This window comes from Serratia quinivorans (assembly GCF_946227985.1).
Classification (GTDB): Bacteria; Pseudomonadota; Gammaproteobacteria; order Enterobacterales; family Enterobacteriaceae; genus Serratia; species Serratia quinivorans_A.
Genome location: NZ_CAMKGL010000007.1, coordinates 154,836 through 180,319 on the forward strand (window position 1 = coordinate 154,836; position 25,484 = coordinate 180,319).

Consider the following 25,484-nt stretch of genomic DNA (forward strand, 5'->3'; position numbering starts at 1 on the left):
GATTGACGATGGCAAGACGCATACTGGTGGTGGAAGACGAAGCGCCGATCCGTGAGATGGTGTGCTTTGTGTTGGAACAGAATGGTTACCAACCGTTGGAAGCTGAGGATTATGACAGCGCAGTGACGCGCCTGTCTGAGCCGTTCCCTGATTTAGTGTTGCTCGACTGGATGTTACCCGGGGGTTCCGGCATTCAGTTTATTAAACATATGAAGCGTGAAGCGATGACCCGCGATATTCCGGTGATGATGCTGACCGCACGCGGTGAAGAAGAAGACCGTGTCCGTGGGCTGGAAGTCGGCGCGGATGATTACATCACCAAACCTTTCTCGCCGAAAGAGCTGGTGGCGCGCATCAAGGCGGTAATGCGCCGCATTTCACCGATGGCGGTGGAAGAAGTAATTGAAATGCAAGGGCTGAGCCTGGATCCTTCTTCACACCGGGTGATGGCCAACGAGCAGGCGCTGGATATGGGGCCGACCGAGTTCAAATTGCTGCACTTCTTTATGACTCATCCAGAGCGTGTTTATAGCCGCGAACAGTTGCTTAATCACGTCTGGGGCACTAACGTTTATGTGGAAGACCGCACCGTTGACGTGCATATCCGTCGGCTCCGTAAGGCGTTAGAGACCAGTGGTCATGACAAAATGGTTCAAACCGTTCGGGGCACCGGCTACCGATTCTCAACGCGCTACTGATCGCGACGCGCTGGAGAATATGCCGTGCTAGAACGTCTATCCTGGAAGAGGCTGGCCCTGGAGCTGGCCCTTTTCTGCCTGCCTGCCTTACTGCTGGGGCTGATTTTCGGTTATCTGCCCTGGTTGCTGCTGGCCTCCGTGCTGGCGGCGCTGGTATGGAATTTCTACAACCAACTCAAACTTTCCCACTGGCTGTGGGTTGATCGCAGCATGACGCCGCCACCTGGGCGCTGGAGCTGGGAACCGCTGTTTTACGGCCTGTATCAGATGCAGCAGCGTAATCGCCGTCGTCGGCGTGAACTGGCGCTGTTGATCAAACGCTTCCGCAGCGGCGCGGAATCGCTGCCCGATGCGGTGGTGATGACCACCGTCGAAGGCAATATCTTCTGGTGTAACGGTTTGGCGCAGCATCTGCTGGGTTTCCGCTGGCCGGAAGACAATGGTCAGCACATCCTTAACCTGCTGCGTTATCCGGAGTTCAGTCACTATCTGCAACAGCAGGAGTTCACCCGGCCGTTGACGCTGCAGTTGAACAATGAGCACTACGTCGAATTCCGCGTGATGCCTTATTCCGAAGGGCAATTACTGATGGTGGCGCGTGACGTCACCCAAATGCGCCAGCTGGAAGGCGCGCGACGCAACTTCTTCGCCAACGTCAGCCACGAGCTGCGTACCCCGCTCACGGTGTTGCAGGGCTATCTGGAGATGATGAGCGACGAAGAGCTGGATGGCTCGCTGCGCGGCAAAGCGCTGGGCACCATGCAAGAGCAGACCCGGCGTATGGATGGGCTGGTCAAACAGCTGCTGACGCTGTCGCGGATTGAGGCGGCGCCTAACGTCGATATGAACGAACGGGTTGATATCCCGCTGATGTTGCGAGTGTTGCAACGCGAAGCGCAGTCGCTGAGCGGCGGTAACCATGAGATTAGCTTCCGGGTGAACGAACAGCTCAAGGTGTTCGGCAACGACGACCAACTGCGCAGCGCGGTATCAAACCTGGTGTACAACGCCGTCAATCACACGCCAAAGGGCACCAATATTGAGGTAAGCTGGCAACAAACGCCAAACGGTGCGCAGTTCCAGGTTAGTGATAATGGGCCGGGCATCGCCGCCGAGCATATTCCGCGCCTGACCGAACGTTTCTATCGCGTCGACAAGGCCCGTTCACGCCAGACCGGCGGCAGTGGGCTGGGGCTGGCGATCGTCAAGCATGCGCTCAGCCACCATGACGCGCGGCTGGAGATCCTCAGTGAGCAGGGCATTGGCACCCGGTTCATCTTTACCTTGCCTAACCGGTTGATTGTTCCCGCAGCTTTGTCAGAGAATGCGGTGAAAAATTAACGCGCGAGAGACTGGTATGATCCGAATGACCCGAGGGCTGTTGCTTTGCCTGGCGCTGCTGGCGAGCCGTGGCGCGTTAGCGCAGCCGGACGGCATGTTGTCCGGCAACCTGTCGAGCGTCGGTTCCGATACGCTGGCGAATCTGATGGTGCTGTGGGCACAGGACTTCAGCCAGCATTATCCCAACGTTAATTTGCAGATCCAGGCCGCGGGCTCCTCAACTGCGCCAACCGCTTTGGCTGCGGGGGCCGCGCAGCTGGGGCCGATGAGCCGACCAATGAAGGCGGCGGAGGTATCGGCATTCGAACATCGCTATGGCTATGCGCCGCTGGCAGTGCCGGTCGCCGTCGATGCGCTGGTGGTGCTGGTCCATCAGGACAACCCGCTACGCGGTCTTAACTTGCAGCAGCTTGACCGAATTTTCTCCGCTACCCTGCGCTGTGGCGAAAACCAGCCGGTGACGCGCTGGGGTGAACTGGGGTTGAGCGGCGATTGGCAGCAGCGTGCGCTGCAACGCTTTGGGCGTAATTCGGCATCCGGCACTTACGGCTATTTCAAACTGCGTGCGCTGTGTGGCGGTGACTTTATGCCACGGGTCAATGAACTGCCCGGTTCTGCCTCGGTGGTGCAGGCGGTGGCCGGTTCGCTGAACAGTATCGGTTACGCCAGCATTGGTTTTCGCGCCAGCGGCGTGCGGCTGTTGCCGCTGGCGGAGTCCGGCGAGAAATACGTCATTCCCAACGATGTCAATGTGCGCAACGGTAGCTACCCGCTGTCGCGCTATCTGTATATTTACATTAACAAAGCACCCAACCAGCCGTTGGAGCCGCTGACCGCCGCATTTCTCGATCGCGTACTGTCTGACACTGGACAAAACCTGGTGAACCATGACGGCTATTTGCCGCTGCCTTCTGCTACTTTACAGAAAACCCGCCAGGCGTTGGGTCTGCAATAAATTTCCCTCGGGGCGTTGATTCGCCCTCAACATGAATTTTTCTCACTACCGATGAAATTTCTTCTATTGCTGCCCGGCAGTCGGTATGACAGCATGCTCTTTATCTTTTTTAGACGTCTGGATGTCCATAATAACCTGGCGTAATAATTCAAACTGTCAATTACTGAGGTAAAGGTCCGATCTTTTACCTGCTACCGGGAGTCATAATATGTGCGATTGCAACCATGCTTTTCACGCTGACGTTGTCGGCAGTCTGTTGCGCCCCGCAGCGCTGAAAACTGCTCGCCAACAGTTTCAGCAAGGCGAGATTGATGCTACTGAGCTGCGGGCGGTTGAGGATGAGCAGATCCGTCTGGCGGTGGCCAAACAGCAAGAGCTCGGCCTGGCGGTGGTGACTGACGGCGAATTCCGCCGGGCGTGGTGGCACTTTGATTTTCTGGAAGGGCTGGACGGCGTGGAAGGTTATGACGCGGAACAGGGGATCCAGTTCAACGGCGTGCAAACCCGGGCGCGCAGCATCAAGGTGGTCGGTAAGCTGGGGTTTAACCCACAGCATCCGATGCTGGCTGATTTCCGCTTCCTGAAGGCGATCGCCGGTGATACGGTGCCAAAAATGACCATTCCAAGCCCGAGCGTGCTGCACTTTCGCGGCGGGCGCAAGGCCATCGACAGTCAGGTCTACCCGGATCTGAACGCCTATTTCAACGATCTGGCCCAAACCTATCGCGATGCGATCAAGGCATTTTATGATGCCGGTTGCCGCTACCTGCAGCTGGATGACACCGTCTGGGCCTATCTGTGTTCAGACGATCAACGCCGGCAGATCCGCGAGCGCGGAGAGGATCCGGATCGCCTGGCGCGTATTTATGCCGATGTGTTGAATGCGGCGATCGCCGACAAGCCGGACGATCTGACCATTGGGTTGCACGTTTGCCGCGGCAACTTCCGTTCCACCTGGATCTCCGAGGGGGGTTATGAGCCGGTGGCGGAAATCCTGTTCGGTCAGGTGAATATCGACGCTTTCTTCCTGGAGTATGACAATGAACGTTCTGGCGGGTTTGAACCGCTGCGTTTTATCAAGCCGGGTAAACAGCAGGTGGTGCTGGGGCTGATCACCACCAAAAACGGCGAACTGGAGAACCCTGACCAGGTGAAACAACGTCTTGAGGAGGCCGCGCAGTTTGTCGACCACAGCCAACTTTGCCTCAGTACCCAGTGCGGTTTTGCCTCGACCGAAGAGGGCAACAGCCTGAGTGAATCACAGCAGTGGAATAAACTGCAAAGCGTGGTGAATATCGCCCGGCAGGTTTGGTAACGGCGAAAAACGCGTTCAGACCGCGCGAAAACTGGCTGTTTATTGGCGTTTTCGCGCGGTGTTTTGCCATAGTCTTCACGTTTTGTGAATGGGTTGCTCAAAAATGATACAAATCATGTATTGTATATTTATTGATAGCCACTATGATCGACTGGTGTGTAACCATTATCTGGTCTATAACTCTGCTTTTTGTCATGCGCCTTGCCTTTCAACGCTATAAACGTTTAACTTAGCCCTCGTTGTCGGACTAAACCTCCATTTATAACTCCTAAAACACTGCCCATCATCATGAGTGGTCACTTTCGAATAAGGACAAAACGCCGGACGTTATGCGTTTTCTGCTCTTATTGGTCTCGCGATGAAATGGCAAGCCGGCAACCGGGTGGGGCATAACGCCACCACGTATCGGGCACTTTTTTTCATTTGAACAGGCAACACGACATCGTATGAGTCATCGTTTAACGTCAAAAGATATTATCGCATTGGGTTTTATGACCTTTGCCTTATTCGTCGGCGCCGGGAATATCATTTTCCCGCCGATGGTCGGTTTACAGTCCGGTGAGCACGTCTGGACTGCAGCTATCGGCTTCCTGATCACTGCCGTCGGTCTACCGGTGATGACGGTGATCGCGCTGGCTCGTGTCGGTGGCGGCATTGATGCCCTGAGCACGCCAATTGGGCGTCGCGCCGGCCTGCTGCTGGCGACCGTCTGCTATCTGGCCGTCGGCCCGCTATTCGCCACCCCGCGTACCGCGACCGTCTCCTTTGAAGTGGGCATTGCACCGCTGACCGGTGACGGCACCATGCCGCTGTTTATTTACAGCCTGGTGTATTTCGCGCTGGTGATCGGCATCTCTCTGTATCCGGGCCGCTTGCTCGATACCGTCGGCCACGTACTGGCACCGCTGAAAATTGTTGCGCTGGGCGCGCTGGGTATTGCCGCGCTGGCCTGGCCTGCGGGCACGCCAATTCCGGCGACCGAGGTCTATCAGAACGTTCCATTCTCTACCGGCTTTGTTAACGGCTATCTGACCATGGATACGCTGGGCGCGCTGGTCTTCGGCATCGTCATCGTTAACGCCGCGCGTTCCCGTGGTGTGAAGGATGCCAAATTGCTGACGCGTTACACCATTCTGGCGGGCCTGATCGCCGGTGTCGGTTTGACGCTGGTTTACCTGAGCCTGTTCAAGCTGGGTTCCGGCAGTGGTGTGCTGGTACCGGACGCCACCAACGGCGCGGTGATCCTGCATGCTTACGTACAGAACACCTTCGGTGGGTTGGGCAGCTTCTTCCTGGCCGCGCTGATCTTTATCGCCTGTATGGTGACTGCGGTTGGCCTGACCTGCGCCTGTGCCGAGTTCTTTGCCCAATACCTGCCGTTCTCTTACAAGACGCTGGTGTTCATTTTGGGTCTGTTCTCGATGCTGGTTTCCAACCTGGGACTGAGCCATCTGATCCAGATCTCTATCCCGGTACTGACCGCGATTTATCCGCCGTGTATCGTGCTGGTGGTGCTGAGTTTCACTCAGCGCTGGTGGAACAGCGCACCGCGTATCATCGCGCCGGTGATGTTAGTCAGCCTGTTGTTTGGTATCCTTGACGCGGTGAAAGCGTCCACCTTCCAGCATTTCCTGCCGGAGTGGACCAATCACCTGCCATTGGCTGATCAGGGACTGGCATGGTTGCCGCCGTCGCTGCTGATGCTGGTGCTGGTCGCAATTTATGACCGGGTTTGTACGCGCTCTGAAGTGACCGCGCACTCCTAATTCCCCGGCTAAATTTTGGGCCACGGACTTGTCCGTGGCTTTTTTACGTTTAAAAACCACGGGTTATCTTCATGCAACAACAGTCACCCGCCGCTCCTGCGGCCAATAAGCTGAAACGCGGTCTCAGTACGCGTCACATTCGCTTTATGGCGTTGGGCTCGGCTATCGGCACCGGTCTGTTCTACGGTTCGGCGGACGCCATTAAAATGGCCGGCCCGAGCGTTTTGCTGGCCTACCTGATTGGCGGTATTGTCGCCTTTATCATCATGCGCGCGCTGGGCGAGATGTCGGTCAACAACCCGCAGGCCAGCTCGTTTTCACGCTATGCGCAGGATTACCTTGGCCCGATGGCCGGATATATTACCGGCTGGACTTACTGTTTTGAAATCCTGATTGTCGCGATTGCCGACGTGACGGCGTTCGGTATCTATATGGGGATTTGGTTCCCAGAGGTGCCGCACTGGATTTGGGTGCTGAGCGTGGTGCTGGTGATTGGCGCCATCAACCTGATGAGCGTGAAGGTATTCGGTGAGCTGGAGTTTTGGTTCTCGTTCTTCAAAGTGGCTACTATCATCATCATGATTGCTGCCGGTATCGGCATCATCATCTGGGGGATTGGTAACGGCGGGCAGCCGACCGGTATCCATAATCTGTGGTCTAACGGCGGCTTCTTCAGTAACGGGTTTATCGGCATGATCCTGTCGCTGCAGTTGGTGATGTTTGCCTACGGCGGCATCGAAATTATCGGTATTACCGCCGGTGAAGCCAAAGATCCGAAAAGCTCGATTCCCAAGGCCATCAACTCGGTGCCGTGGCGTATTCTGGTGTTCTACGTCGGTACGCTGTTTGTCATCATGTCGATCTACCCGTGGAACCAGGTGGGCACCAATGGCAGCCCATTCGTGCTGACTTTCCAGCACATGGGGATTACCGTGGCGGCAGGTATCCTTAACTTTGTGGTGATCACCGCATCATTGTCTGCGATTAACAGCGACGTGTTTGGCGTTGGCCGCATGTTGCACGGCATGGCTGAGCAGGGCCACGCGCCGAAGATCTTCAGCAAGGTATCCAAACGCGGTATTCCGTGGGTCACGGTGGTGGTGATGATGCTGGCGCTGTTGCTGGCGGTATATCTCAACTACATCATGCCGGAAAACGTGTTCCTGGTGATTGCCTCCCTGGCGACCTTCGCAACCGTGTGGGTGTGGATCATGATCCTGTTCTCACAGATTGCCTTCCGTCGTAGCCTGAGCAAAGAGCAGGTGAAAAACCTGGCCTTCCCGCTGCGCGGCGGTGTATTTACCTCGGTGGTGGCGATCATCTTCCTGGTGTTTATCATCGGCCTGATTGGTTACTTCCCAACGACCCGCGTATCGCTGTATGCCGGTCTGGTATGGGTCGTGGTACTGCTGGCGGGCTACTACTTCAAGCTCAACCACCAGAAGAAACTGGCGGTGCTGGCGCAGCAGCAGGATTGAAAATAAAAACACCGGCCATGTGCCGGTGTTTTTTTAAGGGTGTTCCTCAGGTTCGTCGTCACCGGAGGAGCGCGCTTCGATACGCAGGCTGCTGTCGTTCAGCCGTTCTTCCTTCCCTTCTCCTGCTGCGCGCGCCAGCATCTCGCGGATATCCTGCATATTGCTGCTCAGGGCGCTCAGTGCCGGCTGCAAGGTCCGACTCATATGGCTTTCGTCCAGCGAAGCGCTGTGCAGGCAGCCAATAAACAGCAGCGTTGCCAGCAGGGTAAATAGCCGGTGGCGTAGTGGTTTCAGCAATCCTCTTTTCCTTCAGCGGGCGTTAATCAATGCATTAACGCTGGTTTTATGCCGAAAGAAAAGCGGACTGAGACATCCGTTGCTCCTGGGTTGAGAGTCATTTCCGGCAGAAACAGTTACGTCAGCCTGCGTCAGGAAATGTCTGCCGCCTGCCGCAAAGGGTTTAGCATGCTGCGCATGTCGTTGCCGGTCGGCGTTTGATGTACCCGCAGATCGAACTCGTTAATTACCGCCAAGATATGGTCAAAGATATCCGACTGAATGCTTTCGTATTCCGCCCAGACCGTGGTGTTGGTGAAGGCGTAAATCTCCAGCGGCAAGCCCTCTGGCAGCGGTGCCAACTGGCGTACCATCAGCGTCATATTCTGATGAATGCCGGGGTGGGCGCGTAGATAGGCCACCAGGTAAGCGCGCAGCGTGCCCAGATTAGTCAGGCGGCGGCCGTTGAGCGGTGAACTGAGATCTACGCCAGTCTGCTGATTATGCTGGCTCAATTCCTGCGTTTTATCATTCAGATAACGTTGTAGCAGCGGATTGCGGTTCAGCCGCTGTTGTTCTTCATCCGACAAGAAATGGACGCTGGTGGTATCGATATTGATGCTGCGCTTAATGCGGCGTCCACCGGATTCCGACATTGAACGCCAGTTTTTAAAGGAGTCGGAAATCAGCGCGTAGGTTGGGATGGTGGTGACGGTATTATCCCAGTTACGCACTTTTACCGTGGTCAGGCCGATGTCGGTGACCGCGCCGTCCGCGCCGTACTTCGGCATCTCCAGCCAGTCGCCAATGGTCAGCATATCGTTGGCTGAAAGCTGAATACCGGCCACCAGGCCGAGGATCGGGTCTTTAAACACCAACATCAGCACGGCGGTCATCGCCCCCAGGCCGCTGAGTAGCAGCAATGGCGATTTACCCATCAGCAAGGAGACGATCATGATGCCAATCAGGATGGCGGCTACCAGCTTCAGCCCCTGGAAAATACCGCGCAACGGCAGCTGGTTTGAAATTGGGCTTTGGCGCAGCATCGCCAACAGCGTATCCAGCAGGGAAAACAACGACAGCAGGGCGAAGCCCATGATCCACACCTGGGCGGCGGTGACGATAACCGCCTGCGTCTGACCACCGGCGTGTAACCACAGCACGGCCTGCAGATTAATGATCACCCCCTGCAATAACAACGCCATACGCTGGAACAGCTTGTACTGGGTGATTGCCTGTTGCCATACGCGCTGCGATTGCTGGCCACGGCGCTGGACAGCCTTCAGCACTACGCGGTGCAGCACCAGATGGATCACCACCGAAATCAGGACGATCAGCCCCAGCACCATCAGCAGAGACATCACCCCACTAAATTCCAGCCCGAACTTCTCCAGCCACAGGGTTATCTGTTGTTGCATTGCCGCTCCTTTAAAAAATGTGCAAAAAATATCCAATAGACTCAAAACACGTTAGCCTAATGGCTACGGGCCGTAATGTGCGTCTTTTTACCCTTTTTTACATAGGGTTGCCGTTGACCGACTATCTCCACCCCCCGGCTCCTCCCCGAGTTAACCGGCCAGAGAGGAGGGGGACTGGCACTCAACGTGGCATTGTTCGTGGCATTGAATAACGTCGTCGATTTCGTTTTGTACAGCAGGAGGAAAGTCATGCTTAACGCCTGGCATCAACCGGTCCCGCCCTTCGTGGTGAAGAAGGGGCAGCGCCTGGATATCACGCTGTGGTTACAGGGTGATGATTTGCCCGAACGGGTATTTTTACGAGCCGAACCGGATAATGAAGAATGGCTGCTGATCATGAAAGCTCAGCAGGCGGAGGGTTTGCACCGCTATCAGGCCAGTTTGACGCTCAATGAAGGTGAGCCAACCCGTCGTTACTGTTTCAAACTGGTTTGGGCCGATCGTCAGCAGTGGTTCGGGCCTCGGGGCTGGTCGTTGATACCGCCGGGGCAGTTGACACAGTTTGCGGTCGACGTGCCCGATAGCAGCCCGGCATGGGTGGCGGATCAGATTTTTTATCAAATTTTCCCCGATCGCTTTGCCGGCAGCGGGGGGGAACACGGCATTCAGAGCGGCAGTTATCGTCATCATGCGGCCGGTTGTGATGTGGTGCGCCAGGATTGGCAATATCCGCTGGAAGACCGGCACGCTGCGTCCACTTTCTATGGTGGTGACCTGGACGGCATCAACCAAAAGCTGCCTTATTTACAGAAACTGGGGGTGACGGCGCTGTATTTAAACCCGATTTTCACCGCGCCGAGCGTGCATAAATACGATACCGAAGATTATTACCAGGTCGATCCCTACCTCGGCGGTAACGCCGCCCTGCAACGTTTGCGAGTGAGCACTCACAAGGTAGGGATGAAACTGGTGCTGGACGGGGTGTTTAACCATACCGGTGATTCGCATCCATGGTTTGATCGCCATCAGCAAGGTGAGAACGGCGCTTGCCATCACCCTGATTCTCCCTATCGCAGCTGGTTTAATTTCTACCCCGATGGCCGGGCGCTCGACTGGAAGGGTAACGCCAGCCTGCCGAAGCTCAATTTCGCTGAGCCGCAGGTGGCCGAGGCGATTTATCGTGGTGAGGGTAGCGTGGTACGCCATTGGCTGCGGCCGCCGTACAGCATTGATGGCTGGCGGCTGGACGTGGTGCATATGCTGGGTGAGAACGGGGGGGCTAGCGGTAACTTGCAGCATTTGGCGGGTATTTATCAGGCGGTTAAACAGGAAAGTCCGCAGGCCTATGTACTGGGCGAGCATTTTGGCGACGCGCGTCGTTGGCTGCATGCCGGGGTGGAAGATGCCGCGATGAACTATATGGGCTTTGCCCTGCCGGTTCGGGGGTTCCTCGCCGGGCTGGACGTGGCGCACCACCCGGTGCAGATGGACGCGGCGGACTGTGCCCAGTGGATGGACGACTACCGGGCCGGGTTACCGCACGGCCGCCAGTTGATTCAGTTCAACCAGCTCGACAGCCATGACACTGCACGTTTTCTGACGCTATTACAGGGCAATCAGGCACGGATGCGCATGGCGGCGGTGTGGCTGATGAGCTGGATTGGTGTGCCTTGCCTGTATTATGGCGATGAGATTGGCCTGGATGGCGCTAATGATCCGTTTTGCCGTAAGCCTTTCCCGTGGGACGAGAACCAGTGGGACCAGAACTTGTTAGCCCTGTGCCAGCGTATGGCGGCACTGCGTAAGCAGAGCCTGGCGCTGCGCCGTGGGGGTTGTCAGGTACTGCACGCCGCCGGTGAAACACTGGCGTTTGTGCGCATCTATCAGCAGGAGCAGGTGCTGGTGGCGTTACAGCGTGGCGGGAGCGGCAAAGTGACGTTGCCGCACAGCCCGCTGCTGGCGGCAGGCCAATGGCAACGGTGGGAAGGGCATGGTGAGTTGAATAATGAGCTGAGCGCGATCTCGCTGCAATTAGGCGAGGAGTCCGTGACGCTGTGGCGACGAGTCGGTTAGTTCTGTAAAGGGGCCGGCATACCGGCCCCTTTATGGGTTAGTGGGTGTTCACATCCCCCAGTCAGATCAATAGCCTGCGGCAGAACCGGCCGGGCGACGAACGTCGTTGGCACCGTACAGGTAGCCTTCGCGCACCTTGCCGGAAACGGCGGAGTCGTTACCGGAGTTGGCCGGGCTGACGCCAGCCGCACCTGGCAGACCGACCAGAATCAATTCAGCGGCGCCCCATGGCGTTTGCTCGACCATTTTGTAACCCATGCCGCTGAGGATTTTCAGCGTATCGGCAGAAACTCCGCGCTGTTCGTAATAAACCTCATCCGGTAACCATTGATGATGGATACGCGGTGCATCGACGGCCTCCTGTGGTGCCATACCGTGGTCGATCACGTTCAGCGCAGTCTGCAGTGTGATAGTTATGATGCGCGATCCCCCCGGCGAACCGAGTACCATAAAGATTTTATTGTCCTTGGTCACCAGCGTCGGGCTCATTGACGATAGTGGGCGCTTACCGGGGGCAATGCTGTTGGCAGTGCCTTGCACCAGCCCATAGAGGTTTTTCTCCCCGACCTTGACGGTAAAGTCGTCCATTTCATCGTTGAGGAAGAAGCCGGTGCCTGGCGCAATCACCACCGCGCCAAAGCGACCGTTGACAGTATAGGTGGTGGAAACCGCGTTACCCTGATGATCGACAATCGAATAATGGGTGGTTTCCGGTTTTTCGTGGGGTTCCATACCGGGCTGCACGTTCTCCGACGGCGTGGCCTTGTCCGCGACGATTTTCTTGCGGATTTCCTCGGCATAGCTTTTGCTGACCAATCTGTCGATCGGATTCTTGATGAACTCTGGGTCACCGAGGTAAGTATTACGGTCCATATAGGCGTGGCGCATAGCTTCGGTCATGGTGTGAATGGCTGCCGCCGAGTTAAAGCCCATGCTTTTCAGGTCGTAGCCTTCGACCACGTTAAGAATTTCGCACAATGTGACGCCGCCGGAGCTTGGCGGGGGAGCAGAAACAAATTTATAGCCGCGATAGCTACAGGTAATCGGCGGGGTTTCGGTGACTTTGTAGTTGGCGAAGTCGGCCGCCGTCAGAATACCGCCCCCCTGTTTGGCCGCGGCCTCGACCGCCTGCGGAATTTTGCCTTTATAGAAGGCGTCCGGGCCTTCTTTGGCGATGGCCGCCAGCGTATTGGCCAGGTCGCTCTGCACCAGGCGATCGCCCGGCTGTAGCGGCGTACCGTCGGGACGCAGGAAAATCCGGGCGGATTCCGCATCCTGTTTAAAACGTGCGGTGGTGGTATCGAGAATATCGGTATCGGCACGGGTCAGCACAAAGCCCTCGCGCGCCAGTTTGATTGCCGGGGCCATCACCTGCTCGCGGCTCAATTTGCCGTATTTCTTACGTGCGGTTTCCATGCCCAGCACGGTACCCGGCACGCCTGCGGCCAGATAGCCGTACAGGCTGGCGCCTTTCTTCACGTTGCCGTCGGCATCCAGATACATATTGGCGCTGGCCGCTGCCGGTGCGGTTTCGCGGAAGTTGATAAAGGTATCGGTGCCATCGGCCAGGTGCACCGTCATAAAGCCGCCGCCGCCGATGTTACCGCAGCACGGGTTGACCACCGCCTGCGCATAACCCACGGCTACGGCCGCATCAATCGCATTGCCGCCCAGCTTCAGGATATCCACGCCGACCTGTGAGGCCAGATGTTGCGATGTCACCACCATGCCGTTTTTGGCTTCAACCGCCGGATTGGAGGCGGCATACAGGCTGCTGCTGACCAGCAGCGCCGCCATGGTCAGCGGCTTGCTCCATTTTTGTAAAAACATAGTTTACCCTGTCAGTTTTCTTATTGTGTTTGGCTTGCCCCTCCGGTCGTGCAAAGAGCGGGCCAGCGTTATTGATACTAGCCAGAGTTAAGGGATTGTGCGGAAAATAGCCAGGGAAATGTGAGCGGAAACAAGCAAATGAAGCACACAATGGGGGCGATGTGCCCTAAAAAAGGGCAAAAAAAACCGGCCGCGAGGGCCGGTTGATACAGGTGCAGGCTGAAATTACAGCTTGGAAGCGTTCTCGGACAGGTATTTAGCCACGCCATCCGGAGATGCGCCCATACCTGCTTTGCCTTTTTCCCACTGAGCCGGGCACACTTCGCCGTGTTGCTCGTGGAATTGCAGCGCGTCAACGGTACGGATCATTTCGTCGATGTTACGGCCGATTGGCAGGTCGTTAACAACCTGAGCACGAACCACACCGTCTTTGTCGATCAGGAAAGAACCACGCAGGGCAACGCCTGCTTCTGGGTGCTCGATGCCATAAGCTTTCTGAATTTCACGCTTAATGTCAGCAACCATTGCGTATTTCACTTCCCCGATACCGCCATTCTCGACAGGGGTTTTACGCCATGCGTTGTGGACAAATTCTGAGTCGAATGAAACGCCAACCACTTCAACGCCACGCTTCTGGAATTCTTCATAGCGGTGATCGAAAGCGATCAGCTCAGAAGGACATACGAAGGTGAAGTCCATCGGCCAGAAGAACAGCACGGCTGGTTTGCCGTTCAGGTGCTTCTTGAAGTTGAAGTTTTCTACGATTTCGCCATTGCCGAGTACGGCAGCAGCGGTGAAGTCAGGGGCTTGACGAGTTACCAGGACCATAATTACTCCTGTAATAGGTGTTAAGGGGTTGATGTAAAAGCAAGGGCCAGTATAGGGGCCACGACTTGGTGAAGAAAGGGTAAAAGACCAATCAATGAGATAGCTTTCACCTATCAAAGTCGGTGATTAAATTTAGCAGTCTTTAAAAATAACCTTTTCCCATAAAAGGGCAAGGCTTAAAAAGCAATTTCTTGTAAAGCATCGCATTTTCAACGGCTTTGGCTTGACCTTACAGCTGCTTGTCTTTGGCCTGCTGCATCATCTGTGGGTAAAACTGCCAGAATTGTGTTTCAAGCTGATGATAGTTGCGCTCCACGTCGGCGAAGGAGCCGGCCAGTGCGGCCAGGCGCGGACGACGGCTGGCCATGCCTGCCAGCACCTTACCGATAAACGGCAGTTCGGCGTAGCGCTCCAGCCAGCGTTCCGGCCATAAATAGCCGTTCAGATTCTGAAAGCGTGGCGGCGTCAGCGGCAAATGCGGCAGGATTTGGCTCTGGGCCTGCTGGGTAAAACCCTGCAGGCTGAGGGACGGTTCCAGCTGTTGCCAGTGACGTGCCAGGAAGTGATCCCATACCACGTCGAGCGTAATGGGGGCCACGCGCCGGTGTTCTTCCGAGAAATAGGCGCGGCAGGCTCTTACCTGCGGCAGGCTGTCGGTCAGCACATCGACGCGACGGTGCATCATAATGCCGGCCACCACGGCGGGATCGTACTCGCCTGCAGGGTTGCCGCGCACGAAGTCGGCCAACAGATTACCCAGCAACGAGCTTTCCGCCAGTGAGGCTAAATGGAGATGAGCGAGAAAATTCATTCGGCAACTATAACGCAACTCATGCAAATCCTCCTTATTTCTTGCCGCTGACCGCCCGCAGCTTTAGACTAGGCCGCCTGTTTTTTATGACCAACATACCCGTCGCCTTTCAAGCCGCAGTGTTGTTGGCTGCACTTGCCCACTCCGGTCACTTACTCAAGTAAGCTCCTGGATATGGGCAAGCTGGCCGCCTAACTGCAACTTGAAATTCATAGGGTATATACAATTGAAGAAGTGAATAGCCATGCGCGTCGCCGATTTTTCGTTTGAACTTCCCGAGTCCCTGATTGCCCACTATCCCCAGCCTGAACGCAGCGGTTGCCGTTTGCTGCAGTTGGACGGGCCGAGCGGGGAGCTTAAGCATGGCGTATTCACCGATTTGCTGGATAACCTGGAAGCCGGCGATCTGCTGGTGTTCAACAATACCCGAGTGATCCCGGCACGCATGTTTGGCCGCAAGGTCAGCGGCGGCAAGATTGAAGTCCTGGTCGAGCGCGTGCTGGACGACCATCGGGTGTTGGCACACGTTCGCGCCTCCAAGGCCCCCAAGCCGGGTACCGATTTGCTGCTGGGTGACGACGAAAGCATCGCTGCCACTATGGTTGCGCGCCACGATACGCTGTTCGAACTGCGCTTCAACGACGAGCGGGATGTATTCACTATCCTTAATGCCGTCGGCCATATGCCGCTGCCGCCGTATATCGATCGTCCGGACGAAGACGCCGACCGTGAGCTTTATCAGACGGTCTACAGCGAAAAGCCGGGCGCGGTAGCTGCACCGACCGCCGGGCTGCACTTCGACGAGCCGCTGTTGGCTGCACTGCGCGAGAAAGGCATTGAGATGGCGTTTGTCACCCTGCACGTGGGCGCGGGCACCTTCCAGCCAGTGAGGGTGGAAACCATCGAAGAGCACGTCATGCATGCCGAATACGCAGAGGTGCCGCAGGAGGTGGTTGACGCCGTATTAGCCTGCAAAGCGCGCGGCAAGCGTGTGGTGGCCGTCGGTACCACTTCGGTACGTTCGCTGGAGAGCGCAGCCAACGCCAGCAAAGAGGCATTAATTGCGCCGTTCTTCGACGACACCAGCATCTTTATCTTCCCGGGTTACCACTACCAGGTGGTTGACGCACTGGTGACCAATTTCCACCTGCCAGAGTCGACGCTGATTATGCTGGTTTCTGCCTTTGCCGGTTATAAAAACACCATGCATGCCTATCAGCAGGCGGTGGCCGAGCAGTACCGTTTCTTCAGCTACGGCGATGCGATGTTCATCAGCCGTAACCCGCAGGCGGAGCAAGAGTCCGTCGGCGAATAAATTCCCTGAGTCGCGCATCTGGCGTGGCTCGATGTTAATCACGCCAGACTGTTTCTCTGGCGCTGGAGGCTTTGTGAAGTACGAATTAGACACAACCGATGGCCGCGCTCGTCGTGGCCGCCTGATCTTTGAACGTGGCGTGGTGGAAACCCCAGCCTTTATGCCGGTCGGCACCTACGGCACGGTAAAGGGCATGACGCCGGAAGAAGTGAAAGACACCGGTGCGCAGATCCTGCTGGGTAACACCTTCCACCTGTGGCTGCGCCCAGGGCAGGAGATCATGAAGCTGCATGGCGATCTGCATGATTTCATGCAGTGGCATGGCCCGATCCTCACCGATTCCGGCGGCTTCCAGGTGTTCAGCCTGGGCGCGATGCGCAAAATTAAAGAAGAAGGCGTACATTTCCGTAACCCGATTAACGGCGATAAAGTCTTCCTCAGCCCGGAAAAATCGATGGAAATCCAGTATGACCTGGGTTCCGACATCGTGATGATCTTTGATGAATGTACGCCGTACCCGGCAGACTGGGACTATGCCAAGAGCTCGATGGAAATGTCTCTGCGCTGGGCGCAGCGCAGCCGTCAGCGTTTTGACGAACTGAATAACAAGAACGCCTTATTCGGCATTATTCAGGGCGGTGTTTACGAAGATTTACGTGATGTATCAGTAAAAGGGCTGGTGGATATCGGTTTTGATGGTTACGCTGTGGGCGGTTTGGCAGTCGGTGAGCCAAAAGAGGATATGCATCGCATTCTCGAACATGTTTGCCCGCAAATTCCGGAAGATAAGCCACGTTACCTGATGGGCGTTGGCAAACCGGAAGATCTGGTAGAAGGCGTGCGTCGCGGTATCGATATGTTCGACTGCGTGATGCCAACGCGTAATGCCCGTAACGGCCATCTGTTCGTGACTGACGGTGTGGTAAAAATCCGTAATGCCAAGCACAAGGATGATACTTCTCCGCTGGATAAAGACTGTGATTGCTACACGTGTCGCAATTACAGCCGCGCCTACTTGCATCATCTCGATCGTTGCAACGAAATACTGGGTGCCCGATTGAACACCATTCATAACCTGCGCCACTACCAACGCCTGATGGCGGGTTTACGCGAGGCCATTGAACAGGGTAAATTAGAGCTGTTTGTTGCGGATTTCTACGGTCGGATCGGTAAACCGGTTCCACCTTTAAACGCTTGAATTAATAATTGATAACTTAATGAGGGAATTTCAATGAGCTTTTTCATTTCTGACGCCGTCGCATCCGCAGGAGCTCCGTCTCAGGGAAGCCCGTACTCTCTGATCATTATGCTGGTAGTTTTTGGCCTGATTTTCTATTTCATGATCCTGCGCCCACAGCAGAAACGCGCTAAAGAGCATAAGAAACTGATGGACTCGATCGGCAAGGGTGATGAAGTGCTGACCACCGGTGGCCTGATCGGTCGCGTGACCAAAGTGGCTGACACCGGCATCATCGCTATTGCGCTGAACGACACCACGGAAGTGATGATCAAGCGTGACTTCGTGGCGGCCGTTCTGCCGAAAGGTACCATGAAGGCCCTGTAATTTTGTTTTCCCGAAGGGAATTGCCGTGCTAAACCGTTATCCTTTGTGGAAGTATCTGATGCTGATCGTAGTGATCATCATCGGTCTGCTTTATGCGCTTCCCAACCTCTATGGTGAGGATCCGGCTGTACAGATCACTGGCGCGCGCGGTGTCGCCGCCAGTGAAACTACGCTGGACCAAGTCCGTACCGTATTAGAAAAAGACAAGATCGCGAGCAAGTCGATTGCGCTGGAAAATGGCGCCATCCTGGCTCGCTTTAGCAATCCTGATATTCAGCTGCGCGCCCGTGAAGCCTTGATGGCTGAGCTGGGCGACAAGTTCGTGGTGGCACTGAACCTGGCCCCGGCAACGCCGGCCTGGTTGGCCATGCTGGGCGCCGAACCGATGAAGCTCGGTCTGGACCTGCGTGGCGGTGTGCACTTCCTGATGGAAGTGGACATGGACACTGCGCTGAGCAAGCTGCAGGAACAGACCATGGATACCCTGCGCAGCGAGCTGCGTGAAAAGGGCATTCCTTATGCGTCTATCCGCAAGCTGGACAACAACGGCGTGGAAGTGCGTTTCCGTGACGATGCTGCCCGCGATCAGGCCATCAGCTACCTTGGCCCGCGCCAACGTGACATGGTGTTCTCTGCCAACGGCACCAATACTCTGAAAGCCAACCTGACTGATGCCCGCCTGAGCGAAGCGCGTGAGTATGCGGTGCAGCAGAACATCACTATCCTGCGTAACCGTGTTAACCAGCTCGGCGTTGCCGAACCGCTGGTTCAACGTCAGGGTTCTGACCGCATCGTGGTCGAACTGCCGGGTATTCAGGACACCGCTCGCGCCAAAGAGATCCTGGGTGCGACTGCGACACTGGAATTCCGTCTGGTTAACACCAACGCGGATGCCACTGCGGCAGCCAACGGCCGCGTGCCGGGTGACTCCGAGGTAAAAGACACCCGCGAAGGCCAGCCGGTTGTGCTGTACAAGCGCGTGATCCTGACCGGTGACCACATCACCGATTCCACCTCCAGCACTGACGAATACAACCAGCCGCAGGTTAATATCTCGCTGGACAGTGCCGGCGGCACCGCTATGTCCAACTTCACCAAGGACAATATCGGCAAGCCGATGGCGACCCTGTTTGTGGAGTACAAGGACAGCGGCAAGAAAGACGCTAACGGCCGTGCAGTCTTGGTGAAACAGGAAGAAGTGATCAACGTAGCGAACATTCAGTCGCGTCTGGGCAACAGCTTCCGTATTACCGGTATCGGCAACCCGAACGAAGCACGCCAGCTTTCGCTGTTGCTGCGTGCCGGTGCGCTGATTGCGCCTATCCAGATCGTTGAAGAGCGTACAATCGGTCCGACCCTGGGACAACAGAACATCACCCAGGGTCTGGAAGCCTGCTTGTGGGGCCTGGTGGCATCCATCGTGTTTATGGTGGTTTGGTACCGTAAGTTCGGCATGATAGCTACCACGGCGCTGGTCGCCAACCTGGTGCTGATTGTTGGTGTAATGTCCCTGTTGCCGGGGGCGACGCTGACCATGCCGGGTATTGCCGGTATCGTGCTGACGCTGGCGGTGGCGGTCGACGCCAACGTACTGATCAATGAACGTATCAAGGAAGAGCTGAAGAACGGACGTTCCGTTCAGCAGGCGATCCATGAGGGCTATAAAGGCGCGTTCTCCAGTATCGTTGATGCCAACATCACCACCCTGATCACCGCGATTATTCTGTACGCAGTGGGCACCGGTTCGATTAAAGGCTTTGCGATTACCACCGCAATCGGTGTGGCGACGTCCATGTTCACCGCGATTGTCGGTACCCGTGCCATCGTCAACCTGCTTTACGGCGGCAAACGCATTAACAAGCTGTCTATCTGAGGAGTGCGTTGTGGCACAGGATTATACTGTTGAACAACTCAACTACGGCCGTAAAGTCTATGACTTTATGCGCTGGGATTACGTGGCCTTCGGCATCTCGCTGGTGCTGCTGATCGCGTCAATCGCCATTATGTCGGTGCGTGGTTTTAACTGGGGTCTGGATTTCACCGGCGGTACCGTCATTGAAATCAGCCTAGAACAACCGGCCAACCTCGATCTGATGCGCGATACGCTGGAAAAAGCCGGGTTCCAGGACCCGGTTATTCAGAACTTTGGCAGCAGCCGTGACGTGATGGTGCGTATGCCACCGGCGATCGGCACCGCAGGCCAGGAACTGGGTAACAAAGTCATCAGCGTGATTAACGACTCGGTCGATAAAAACGCCACGGTGAAGAGGATTGAGTTCGTCGGCCCGAGTGTGGGCACCGAACTGGCGCAAAACGGCGGCATGGCGCTGCTGGTAGCGCTGATCTGTATTCTGATTTACGTCGGTTTCCGCTTCGAATGGCGCCTGGCGCTGGGGGCGGTTATTGCGTTGGCGCACGACGTGGTCATCACTCTGGGCGTGCTGTCGTTGTTCCGTATCGAGATTGACCTGACCATCGTCGCATCATTGATGTCGGTTATCGGTTACTCGTTGAACGACAGCATCGTGGTTTCCGACCGTATTCGTGAGAACTTCCGCAAGATCCGCCGCGGGACGCCTTACGAAATCATGAACGTGTCGTTGACCCAGACGCTGAGCCGTACCTTGATGACTTCCGGTACCACCCTGATGGTGGTTCTGATGCTGTACATCTTCGGCGGCGCGATGCTGCACGGCTTCTCTCTGGCTATGCTGATTGGTGTGTCTATCGGTACCATATCTTCTATCTACGTGGCGTCCGCGCTGGCGTTGAAACTGGGTATGAAACGCGAACACATGCTGCAGCAGAAAGTGGAAAAAGAGGGCGCAGATCAGCCTTCGATTATGCCGTGATTCACGGTATTTTCAGCGAAGTGAAAAAGAGCGCCGGTTGGCGCTCTTTTTTTTGCCTGGTGGCTCAATGTTGCTGGAGCACCGCCGGTTGGGTGGTTGGGACAACGCTATGCAGTCGTATAAAACCCAGTTGGTCGGGTGTTAGGCCACTGAAACGTAACTCAAAAGTATGCTCTGTTTTAGGCAGCAGTGAGTCTTGACTGGCAATAGGTTGCGAAAGTGAATCAGCCGTCAGGGGTTTTCCGGTGACGGGATCCAACTGGCCCCATTGCACCACCGCGTTGAACGCCGGCAGCGACGCCTGCGAAAGCGTGCGGACGTGCAATAAGGCTTGGGTGCCGTTGGCCTCGGTTTTTACGTGGCTGAGTGACACGCTCAACTCGCCGAGGCTGCTGTGCAGACGGGCGCCGTTATTGGCCGCCGGCAGCAGATAGACGCCGCTGGTGGAGTTCTTGTTCAACTGGTTTTGCTGTTCCAGCGCCGTGGCCTGGTTAGTCAGGGTGGTTAATTGCTGATTTAGCTCAACCACCTGATTATGCAGCTTGGGCACTTCGCGAGTTTGCGCGCAGCCTGCCAACAGCACCAGTGTGCTGAGCAGGAAAATCTTGGGGTAACGGGTTGTCATCGCGGGGATTTCCTATTCAACTTCTTCCTGTTATCAGCTTAGTCCGCCTGGTGGGGAAAGTCATGTTGATTGCCCTTCCGGGGCGTGATTCAGAGGGGAGCGCTGCAACAAATAGCCGACGGCCTTTGTTGTAACCGTACTTCGGGGTAAACTGTTCTTAACTATGAAAACGTTTATCAGGACGTGTTATGCATTGCCCTTTCTGCGCCGCCGTTGATACCAAAGTCATTGATTCCCGCCTGGTGGGTGATGGTTCGCAGGTGCGCCGTCGCCGCCAATGTTTGGTTTGTAATGAACGCTTCACCACCTTTGAAGTGGCTGAGCTGGTGATGCCACGGGTAATCAAAAGCGATGAGGTGCGTGAGCCATTCAACGAAGACAAGCTGCGTCGCGGCATGCTGAAGGCGCTGGAAAAACGCCCGGTCAGCTCTGACGACGTGGAGAACGCGATCAACCACATCAAATCCCAGCTGCGCGCCACTGGCGAGCGTGAAGTCCCGACCAAACTGGTCGGTAACCTGGTGATGGACGCGCTGAAAAAGTTGGATAAAGTGGCCTATATTCGCTTTGCCTCGGTTTACCGCAGTTTTGAAGATATCCGCGAATTCGGCGAAGAGATCGCCCGTCTGCAGGACTAAAGGGGCTTTGATGCATAACGACGAGTTTTATATGGCTCGCGCCTTTGAGCTGGCGCGACTGGGGCGTTTTACTACTGCCCCGAATCCCAATGTCGGCTGCGTTATCGTGCGCGACGGTGAAATCGTCGGTGAGGGTTACCATCTGCGCGCCGGTGAACCGCATGCGGAAGTCCATGCGCTGCGCATGGCGGGCGAAAAGGCGCGTGGTGCCACCGCTTATGTCACGCTGGAACCCTGTAGCCACCATGGCCGTACGCCGCCCTGTGCCGATGCGCTGGTCGCTGCCGGCGTAGCTCGTGTAGTTGCGGCGATGCAGGATCCTAACCCCGAGGTCGCAGGTCGCGGGCTGTACAAACTGCAGCAGGCGGGGTTGGATGTACGGCATGGTTTGATGTTGGCGGAGGCCGAAGCGGTGAATCTGGGCTTCCTCAAGCGGATGCGCACCGGCTTCCCTTATGTGCAACTGAAGCTGGGGGCCTCGCTCGATGGCCGCACCGCGATGGCTTCCGGCGAAAGCCAATGGATCACCTCACCGCAGGCGCGCCAGGATGTTCAGCGTCTGCGGGCGCAAAGCGCCGCTATTCTCAGCACCAGTGCCACCGTGTTGGCTGACGATCCGTCACTGACGGTGCGCTGGGATGAGCTGGACGCCGAGACTCAAAGCATTTACCCGCGTGACAACCTGCGTCAACCGTTACGCATTATTCTGGATAGCCAAAATCGCGTCACCCCACAGCATCGGGTGGTACAACAGCCGGGGCAGACCTGGCTGGCGCGTCTGCAGCCGGATGGGCAAATTTGGCCGCAGGATGTCGAGCAACTGACCTTCCCGGCGCACGGCGGTGGCGTTGATCTGGTGGTGATGATGATGCAACTGGCGAAACGCCAGGTGAATTCCATCTGGGTCGAGGCCGGCGCGCAGTTGGCCGGTGCCTTGTTGCAGGCCGGGCTGGTCGATGAGCTCATTTTGTACATCGCGCCAAAACTGTTGGGTGATAATGGCCGCGGTTTGTGCCATTTGCCAGGTCTTGAACACCTGACCGATGCACCAGAATTCGTCTTTAGCGAAGTGCGGCAAATCGGCCCTGATTTGCGGCTGCGGCTGAAAGCAAAATACTGATTTTAAAACCTGCGTGCCGGGTCGGCTGTCGTTTTACAAAACCGCCCGCGCAGGCAGATAAAGAATGTGATAGAATCCGCCCCCCTGCGGGGTATTGAACCCATTTTTAAGGAAAGCCCATGAAAGTTATCGAAGGTGTTGTTGCTACTCCAAATGCCCGTGTGGCGATTGCAATTGCACGTTTTAACAATTTCATCAATGACAGCCTGCTGCAAGGTGCTATCGACGCACTCAAGCGCATTGGCCAGGTTGCTGACGACAACATCACCGTTGTCTGGGTCCCGGGCGCTTACGAGTTGCCGCTGACTGCACGCGTGCTGGCTAACACCGGCAAATACGATGCAGTGATCGCACTGGGCACCGTTATCCGTGGGGGCACCGCGCACTTCGAATATGTCGCGGGCGAAGCCAGCTCCGGCCTGGGCAGTGTTTCTCTGAACACTGAAATCCCGGTTGCCTTTGGCGTGCTGACGACCGAAAGCATCGAACAGGCTATCGAGCGTGCTGGCACCAAAGCGGGCAACAAAGGCGCTGAAGCGGCTCTGACCGCACTTGAAATGATTAATGTTATCAAAGCTATTAAAGCCTGAATTTAGTTAAGGGGAATTCCGTGAAACCTGCTGCTCGTCGCCGCGCTCGTGAGTGCGCTGTTCAAGCGCTTTACTCTTGGCAGTTGTCTAAAAATGACATTGCCGATGTTGAACACCAGTTCCTGTCGGAGCAAGATGTCAAAGATGTAGACATCGTCTATTTTCGGGAGCTGCTGTCCGGCGTGGCGGTGAATGCAGGTCTGCTGGATAGCCTGATGGCACCTGTCCTGTCGCGTCAGCTCGAGGAGCTGGGCCAGGTAGAAAGAGCCGTTCTGCGTATTGCGCTGTATGAGCTGAAAATGCGTGAGGATGTGCCTTACAAGGTGGCGATCAACGAGGCGATCGAGCTGGCGAAAACCTTCGGCGCTGAAGACAGCCACAAGTTTGTGAATGGCGTGCTGGATAAAGTGGCACCAAGCATTCGCAAGAAAAAATAAAAAATTAAGGCCGGTATCCCCGGCCTTAATTTCTTCTATTGGAATATCGACCATGGCATGTGGCGAATTTGACCTCATTGCCCGCTATTTTGACCGGTTTAAGAGTCTGCGCCGGGATGTACAGTTGGGCATTGGAGATGACTGCGCACTTCTGACAGTGGCAGAAAAACAGCTTTTGGCCGTCAGTACCGACACTCTCGTTTCGGGCGTTCACTTCCTGGCGGATATCGATCCCGCCGATCTCGGCTACAAAGCACTGGCAGTTAACCTGAGCGACCTGGCAGCCATGGGCGCCGATCCTGCCTGGCTTTCACTGGCGTTAACCCTGCCTGAGGTGAATGAACCCTGGCTGAAGGCGTTCAGCGATAGCCTGTTCGAACAACTTAATTATTACGGTATGCAGTTGATTGGCGGCGATACCACACGTGGCCCGTTAAGCATGACGTTAACCATTCACGGCCTGATCCCGGCCGGGCGGGCATTGACCCGCAGCGGTGCGCGTATCGGCGACTGGATCTACACCACAGGTACGCTGGGTGACAGCGCCGCCGGTCTGGCTGTGCTGCAGGAACGCTTGCAGGTAGCGGACGCCGAGGCACGCAATTACCTGATTGGCCGTCATCTGCGGCCTCAGCCACGGGTATTGCAGGGGCAGGCACTGCGCGATCTGGCCAGTTCGGCGATTGATATTTCCGACGGCCTGATTTCTGACCTGAAACATGTGCTGAAAGCCTCCGAGTGCGGTGCGCGCATCAATCTCGATGAGCTGCCGCTGTCGCAGGCGTTAAGCAGCCAAACGGATGCCGATCAGGCACTGCGTTGGGCGTTGACCGGCGGTGAAGATTACGAGCTTTGCTTCACCGTACCGGAAATCAACCGTGGTGCACTGGAGGTGGCGTTAAGCCATCTGGGCGCTGACTATACCTGTATTGGTCAGATTGGCCCGCTTTCCGAAGGCATCAGGTTCTACCGCAGCGATGAAGTGGTGGAACTACCTTGGCATGGCTTCGATCATTTCAGCGAAGGGCAGGCGTAACATGGATGAAGCTAAACGCCGTTTGCGGATGAGCAATCCGTGGCACCTGCTGGCCACCGGTTTTGGTAGCGGTTTGTCGCCGGTCATGCCGGGCACCATGGGTTCACTGGCGGCAATCCCATTCTGGCTGTTGTTGATCCAACTGCCATGGCAACTGTATTCGCTGTTGGTGATGTTCAGCATTTGTATTGGCGTCTACCTGTGCCATCAGACCGCCAAAGATATGAAGGTGCACGACCACGGCAGCATCGTCTGGGACGAGTTTGTCGGTATGTGGATCACGTTGATGGCATTGCCGGTCAACGACTGGCAGTGGGTCGCGGCAGGTTTCGTGATTTTCCGTATTTTGGATATCTGGAAGCCATGGCCGATCCGCTGGTTTGATCGTAATGTGCACGGCGGCATGGGGATCATGGTCGACGATATCGTCGCCGGGGTCCTTTCCGCCGGTATTATCTACCTGATTGGCCACCACTGGCCGCTTGGGTTGTTCTGATTTTGAGGGCGCAGTTCAATGC

Annotated in this window: 24 protein-coding genes; 18 read left to right on the forward strand and 6 right to left on the reverse strand. The window is 56.1% G+C overall.

Annotated features, from left to right (window positions below; all coding sequences use genetic code 11):
- Positions 1–8: 8 nt before the first annotated feature.
- The 6 genes from phoB (at position 9) to proY (ending at position 7,553) form a co-directional block, all read left to right on the forward strand.
- On the forward strand, positions 9–698 hold the full coding sequence (gene phoB, locus OCH02_RS17885) for a phosphate response regulator transcription factor PhoB (RefSeq protein ID WP_012005482.1): 690 nt from the start codon (positions 9–11) through the stop codon (positions 696–698).
- A gap of 24 nt (positions 699–722) precedes the next feature.
- The gene (gene phoR, locus OCH02_RS17890; protein ID WP_174353334.1) at positions 723–2,039 is read left to right on the forward strand and encodes a phosphate regulon sensor histidine kinase PhoR; all 1,317 of its coding nucleotides are present in this window, start codon (positions 723–725) and stop codon (positions 2,037–2,039) included.
- Positions 2,040–2,055: 16 nt separating this feature from the next.
- A complete protein-coding gene (locus OCH02_RS17895; RefSeq protein ID WP_261432361.1) occupies positions 2,056–2,994 on the forward strand; it encodes a PstS family phosphate ABC transporter substrate-binding protein in 939 nt (312 codons plus the stop codon).
- A 208-nt stretch (positions 2,995–3,202) separates the two neighbouring features.
- Positions 3,203–4,309 carry a cobalamin-independent methionine synthase II family protein gene (locus tag OCH02_RS17900; protein WP_261432362.1) on the forward strand — a complete coding sequence of 369 codons (1,107 nt, stop codon included), beginning with the start codon at positions 3,203–3,205 and terminating at the stop codon, positions 4,307–4,309.
- 446 nt (positions 4,310–4,755) lie between these two features.
- Entirely contained in the window at positions 4,756–6,075 is a 1,320-nt protein-coding gene (gene brnQ, locus OCH02_RS17905) for a branched-chain amino acid transport system II carrier protein (RefSeq protein ID WP_261432364.1), read from the forward strand.
- Positions 6,076–6,146: 71 nt separating this feature from the next.
- Positions 6,147–7,553, forward strand: coding sequence for a proline-specific permease ProY (proY, locus tag OCH02_RS17910; RefSeq protein ID WP_012005487.1), 1,407 nt, complete (start codon positions 6,147–6,149; stop codon positions 7,551–7,553).
- 33 nt (positions 7,554–7,586) lie between these two features.
- Here the strand turns inward: proY and OCH02_RS17915 are convergent, their stop codons facing one another.
- Both OCH02_RS17915 and OCH02_RS17920 read right to left on the reverse strand, forming a co-directional pair.
- Positions 7,587–7,850 carry a hypothetical protein gene (locus OCH02_RS17915; protein ID WP_261432366.1) on the reverse strand — a complete coding sequence of 88 codons (264 nt, stop codon included), beginning with the start codon at positions 7,848–7,850 and terminating at the stop codon, positions 7,587–7,589.
- 131 nt (positions 7,851–7,981) lie between these two features.
- Positions 7,982–9,247 carry a mechanosensitive ion channel family protein gene (locus OCH02_RS17920; RefSeq protein WP_261432368.1) on the reverse strand — a complete coding sequence of 422 codons (1,266 nt, stop codon included), beginning with the start codon at positions 9,245–9,247 and terminating at the stop codon, positions 7,982–7,984.
- 249 nt (positions 9,248–9,496) lie between these two features.
- Between OCH02_RS17920 and malZ the strand changes: the two genes are divergently transcribed.
- A complete protein-coding gene (malZ, locus tag OCH02_RS17925; RefSeq protein WP_261432369.1) occupies positions 9,497–11,320 on the forward strand; it encodes a maltodextrin glucosidase in 1,824 nt (607 codons plus the stop codon).
- Between the two features lie 66 nt (positions 11,321–11,386).
- Here the strand turns inward: malZ and ggt are convergent, their stop codons facing one another.
- The 3 genes from ggt to OCH02_RS17940 all read right to left on the reverse strand — a co-directional run bounded on the left by ggt (position 11,387) and on the right by OCH02_RS17940 (position 14,789).
- Positions 11,387–13,150, reverse strand: a complete 1,764-nt coding sequence (gene ggt / locus OCH02_RS17930; protein WP_261432371.1) for a gamma-glutamyltransferase — start codon at positions 13,148–13,150, stop codon at positions 11,387–11,389.
- Positions 13,151–13,375: 225 nt separating this feature from the next.
- Complete coding sequence (locus OCH02_RS17935) at positions 13,376–13,978, reverse strand: peroxiredoxin C (protein ID WP_020825459.1); 603 nt, start codon at positions 13,976–13,978, stop codon at positions 13,376–13,378.
- A gap of 229 nt (positions 13,979–14,207) precedes the next feature.
- Positions 14,208–14,789, reverse strand: coding sequence for an ACP phosphodiesterase (locus tag OCH02_RS17940; protein ID WP_261432372.1), 582 nt, complete (start codon positions 14,787–14,789; stop codon positions 14,208–14,210).
- A gap of 244 nt (positions 14,790–15,033) precedes the next feature.
- On the opposite strand from OCH02_RS17940, the gene queA reads away from it, so the two are divergent.
- The 5 genes from queA (at position 15,034) to secF (ending at position 20,520) form a co-directional block, all read left to right on the forward strand.
- On the forward strand, positions 15,034–16,104 hold the full coding sequence (gene queA / locus OCH02_RS17945; RefSeq protein ID WP_135315368.1) for a tRNA preQ1(34) S-adenosylmethionine ribosyltransferase-isomerase QueA: 1,071 nt from the start codon (positions 15,034–15,036) through the stop codon (positions 16,102–16,104).
- Positions 16,105–16,177: 73 nt separating this feature from the next.
- Entirely contained in the window at positions 16,178–17,302 is a 1,125-nt protein-coding gene (gene tgt / locus OCH02_RS17950) for a tRNA guanosine(34) transglycosylase Tgt (protein ID WP_261432373.1), read from the forward strand.
- Between the two features lie 33 nt (positions 17,303–17,335).
- Positions 17,336–17,668: a preprotein translocase subunit YajC gene (yajC, locus tag OCH02_RS17955; RefSeq protein WP_012005503.1), complete on the forward strand. Its 333-nt coding sequence runs from the start codon at positions 17,336–17,338 to the stop codon at positions 17,666–17,668.
- 25 nt (positions 17,669–17,693) lie between these two features.
- Entirely contained in the window at positions 17,694–19,541 is a 1,848-nt protein-coding gene (secD, locus tag OCH02_RS17960; protein WP_129935981.1) for a protein translocase subunit SecD, read from the forward strand.
- 10 nt (positions 19,542–19,551) lie between these two features.
- Positions 19,552–20,520: a protein translocase subunit SecF gene (gene secF, locus OCH02_RS17965; RefSeq protein ID WP_135315371.1), complete on the forward strand. Its 969-nt coding sequence runs from the start codon at positions 19,552–19,554 to the stop codon at positions 20,518–20,520.
- A 64-nt stretch (positions 20,521–20,584) separates the two neighbouring features.
- On the opposite strand, the gene OCH02_RS17970 is transcribed toward secF, so the two are convergent.
- The gene (locus tag OCH02_RS17970) at positions 20,585–21,145 is read right to left on the reverse strand and encodes a DUF3251 domain-containing protein (RefSeq protein WP_261432374.1); all 561 of its coding nucleotides are present in this window, start codon (positions 21,143–21,145) and stop codon (positions 20,585–20,587) included.
- A gap of 188 nt (positions 21,146–21,333) precedes the next feature.
- Here OCH02_RS17970 and nrdR point away from each other — a divergent pair, with 188 nt between their 5' ends.
- The 6 genes from nrdR to pgpA all read left to right on the forward strand — a co-directional run bounded on the left by nrdR (position 21,334) and on the right by pgpA (position 25,462).
- A complete protein-coding gene (gene nrdR, locus OCH02_RS17975) occupies positions 21,334–21,783 on the forward strand; it encodes a transcriptional regulator NrdR (protein ID WP_004949256.1) in 450 nt (149 codons plus the stop codon).
- A gap of 10 nt (positions 21,784–21,793) precedes the next feature.
- Complete coding sequence (gene ribD, locus OCH02_RS17980) at positions 21,794–22,903, forward strand: bifunctional diaminohydroxyphosphoribosylaminopyrimidine deaminase/5-amino-6-(5-phosphoribosylamino)uracil reductase RibD (RefSeq protein ID WP_261432375.1); 1,110 nt, start codon at positions 21,794–21,796, stop codon at positions 22,901–22,903.
- A 119-nt stretch (positions 22,904–23,022) separates the two neighbouring features.
- Complete coding sequence (gene ribE / locus OCH02_RS17985) at positions 23,023–23,493, forward strand: 6,7-dimethyl-8-ribityllumazine synthase (protein ID WP_012005513.1); 471 nt, start codon at positions 23,023–23,025, stop codon at positions 23,491–23,493.
- A gap of 20 nt (positions 23,494–23,513) precedes the next feature.
- Positions 23,514–23,930 (forward strand): transcription antitermination factor NusB, encoded by a 417-nt coding sequence (gene nusB / locus OCH02_RS17990; protein WP_012005514.1) that lies wholly within the window; start codon positions 23,514–23,516, stop codon positions 23,928–23,930.
- A gap of 52 nt (positions 23,931–23,982) precedes the next feature.
- Positions 23,983–24,966: a thiamine-phosphate kinase gene (gene thiL / locus OCH02_RS17995; protein ID WP_261432376.1), complete on the forward strand. Its 984-nt coding sequence runs from the start codon at positions 23,983–23,985 to the stop codon at positions 24,964–24,966.
- Positions 24,932–25,462, forward strand: a complete 531-nt coding sequence (pgpA, locus tag OCH02_RS18000) for a phosphatidylglycerophosphatase A (protein WP_261432377.1) — start codon at positions 24,932–24,934, stop codon at positions 25,460–25,462. Before thiL ends, pgpA begins: the two co-directional genes overlap by 35 nt.
- The last annotated feature ends 22 nt before the right edge of the window (positions 25,463–25,484 follow it).

Excerpts from the sequence above, each read along its gene's own strand:
- phoB (WP_012005482.1), top strand. The coding sequence starts at position 9 with ATGGCAAGACGCATACTGGTGGTGGAAGACGAAGCGCCGATCCGTGAG.
- OCH02_RS17895 (WP_261432361.1), top strand. The coding sequence starts at position 2,056 with ATGATCCGAATGACCCGAGGGCTGTTGCTTTGCCTGGCGCTGCTGGCG.
- OCH02_RS17900 (WP_261432362.1), top strand. The coding sequence starts at position 3,203 with ATGTGCGATTGCAACCATGCTTTTCACGCTGACGTTGTCGGCAGTCTG.
- brnQ (WP_261432364.1), top strand. The coding sequence starts at position 4,756 with ATGAGTCATCGTTTAACGTCAAAAGATATTATCGCATTGGGTTTTATG.
- proY (WP_012005487.1), top strand. The coding sequence starts at position 6,147 with ATGCAACAACAGTCACCCGCCGCTCCTGCGGCCAATAAGCTGAAACGC.
- OCH02_RS17920 (WP_261432368.1), bottom strand. The coding sequence starts at position 9,247 with ATGCAACAACAGATAACCCTGTGGCTGGAGAAGTTCGGGCTGGAATTT.
- malZ (WP_261432369.1), top strand. The coding sequence starts at position 9,497 with ATGCTTAACGCCTGGCATCAACCGGTCCCGCCCTTCGTGGTGAAGAAG.
- ggt (WP_261432371.1), bottom strand. The coding sequence starts at position 13,150 with ATGTTTTTACAAAAATGGAGCAAGCCGCTGACCATGGCGGCGCTGCTG.
- OCH02_RS17935 (WP_020825459.1), bottom strand. The coding sequence starts at position 13,978 with ATGGTCCTGGTAACTCGTCAAGCCCCTGACTTCACCGCTGCTGCCGTA.
- OCH02_RS17940 (WP_261432372.1), bottom strand. The coding sequence starts at position 14,789 with ATGAATTTTCTCGCTCATCTCCATTTAGCCTCACTGGCGGAAAGCTCG.
- queA (WP_135315368.1), top strand. The coding sequence starts at position 15,034 with ATGCGCGTCGCCGATTTTTCGTTTGAACTTCCCGAGTCCCTGATTGCC.
- yajC (WP_012005503.1), top strand. The coding sequence starts at position 17,336 with ATGAGCTTTTTCATTTCTGACGCCGTCGCATCCGCAGGAGCTCCGTCT.
- OCH02_RS17970 (WP_261432374.1), bottom strand. The coding sequence starts at position 21,145 with ATGACAACCCGTTACCCCAAGATTTTCCTGCTCAGCACACTGGTGCTG.
- nrdR (WP_004949256.1), top strand. The coding sequence starts at position 21,334 with ATGCATTGCCCTTTCTGCGCCGCCGTTGATACCAAAGTCATTGATTCC.
- ribD (WP_261432375.1), top strand. The coding sequence starts at position 21,794 with ATGCATAACGACGAGTTTTATATGGCTCGCGCCTTTGAGCTGGCGCGA.
- ribE (WP_012005513.1), top strand. The coding sequence starts at position 23,023 with ATGAAAGTTATCGAAGGTGTTGTTGCTACTCCAAATGCCCGTGTGGCG.
- thiL (WP_261432376.1), top strand. The coding sequence starts at position 23,983 with ATGGCATGTGGCGAATTTGACCTCATTGCCCGCTATTTTGACCGGTTT.
- pgpA (WP_261432377.1), top strand. The coding sequence starts at position 24,932 with ATGGCTTCGATCATTTCAGCGAAGGGCAGGCGTAACATGGATGAAGCT.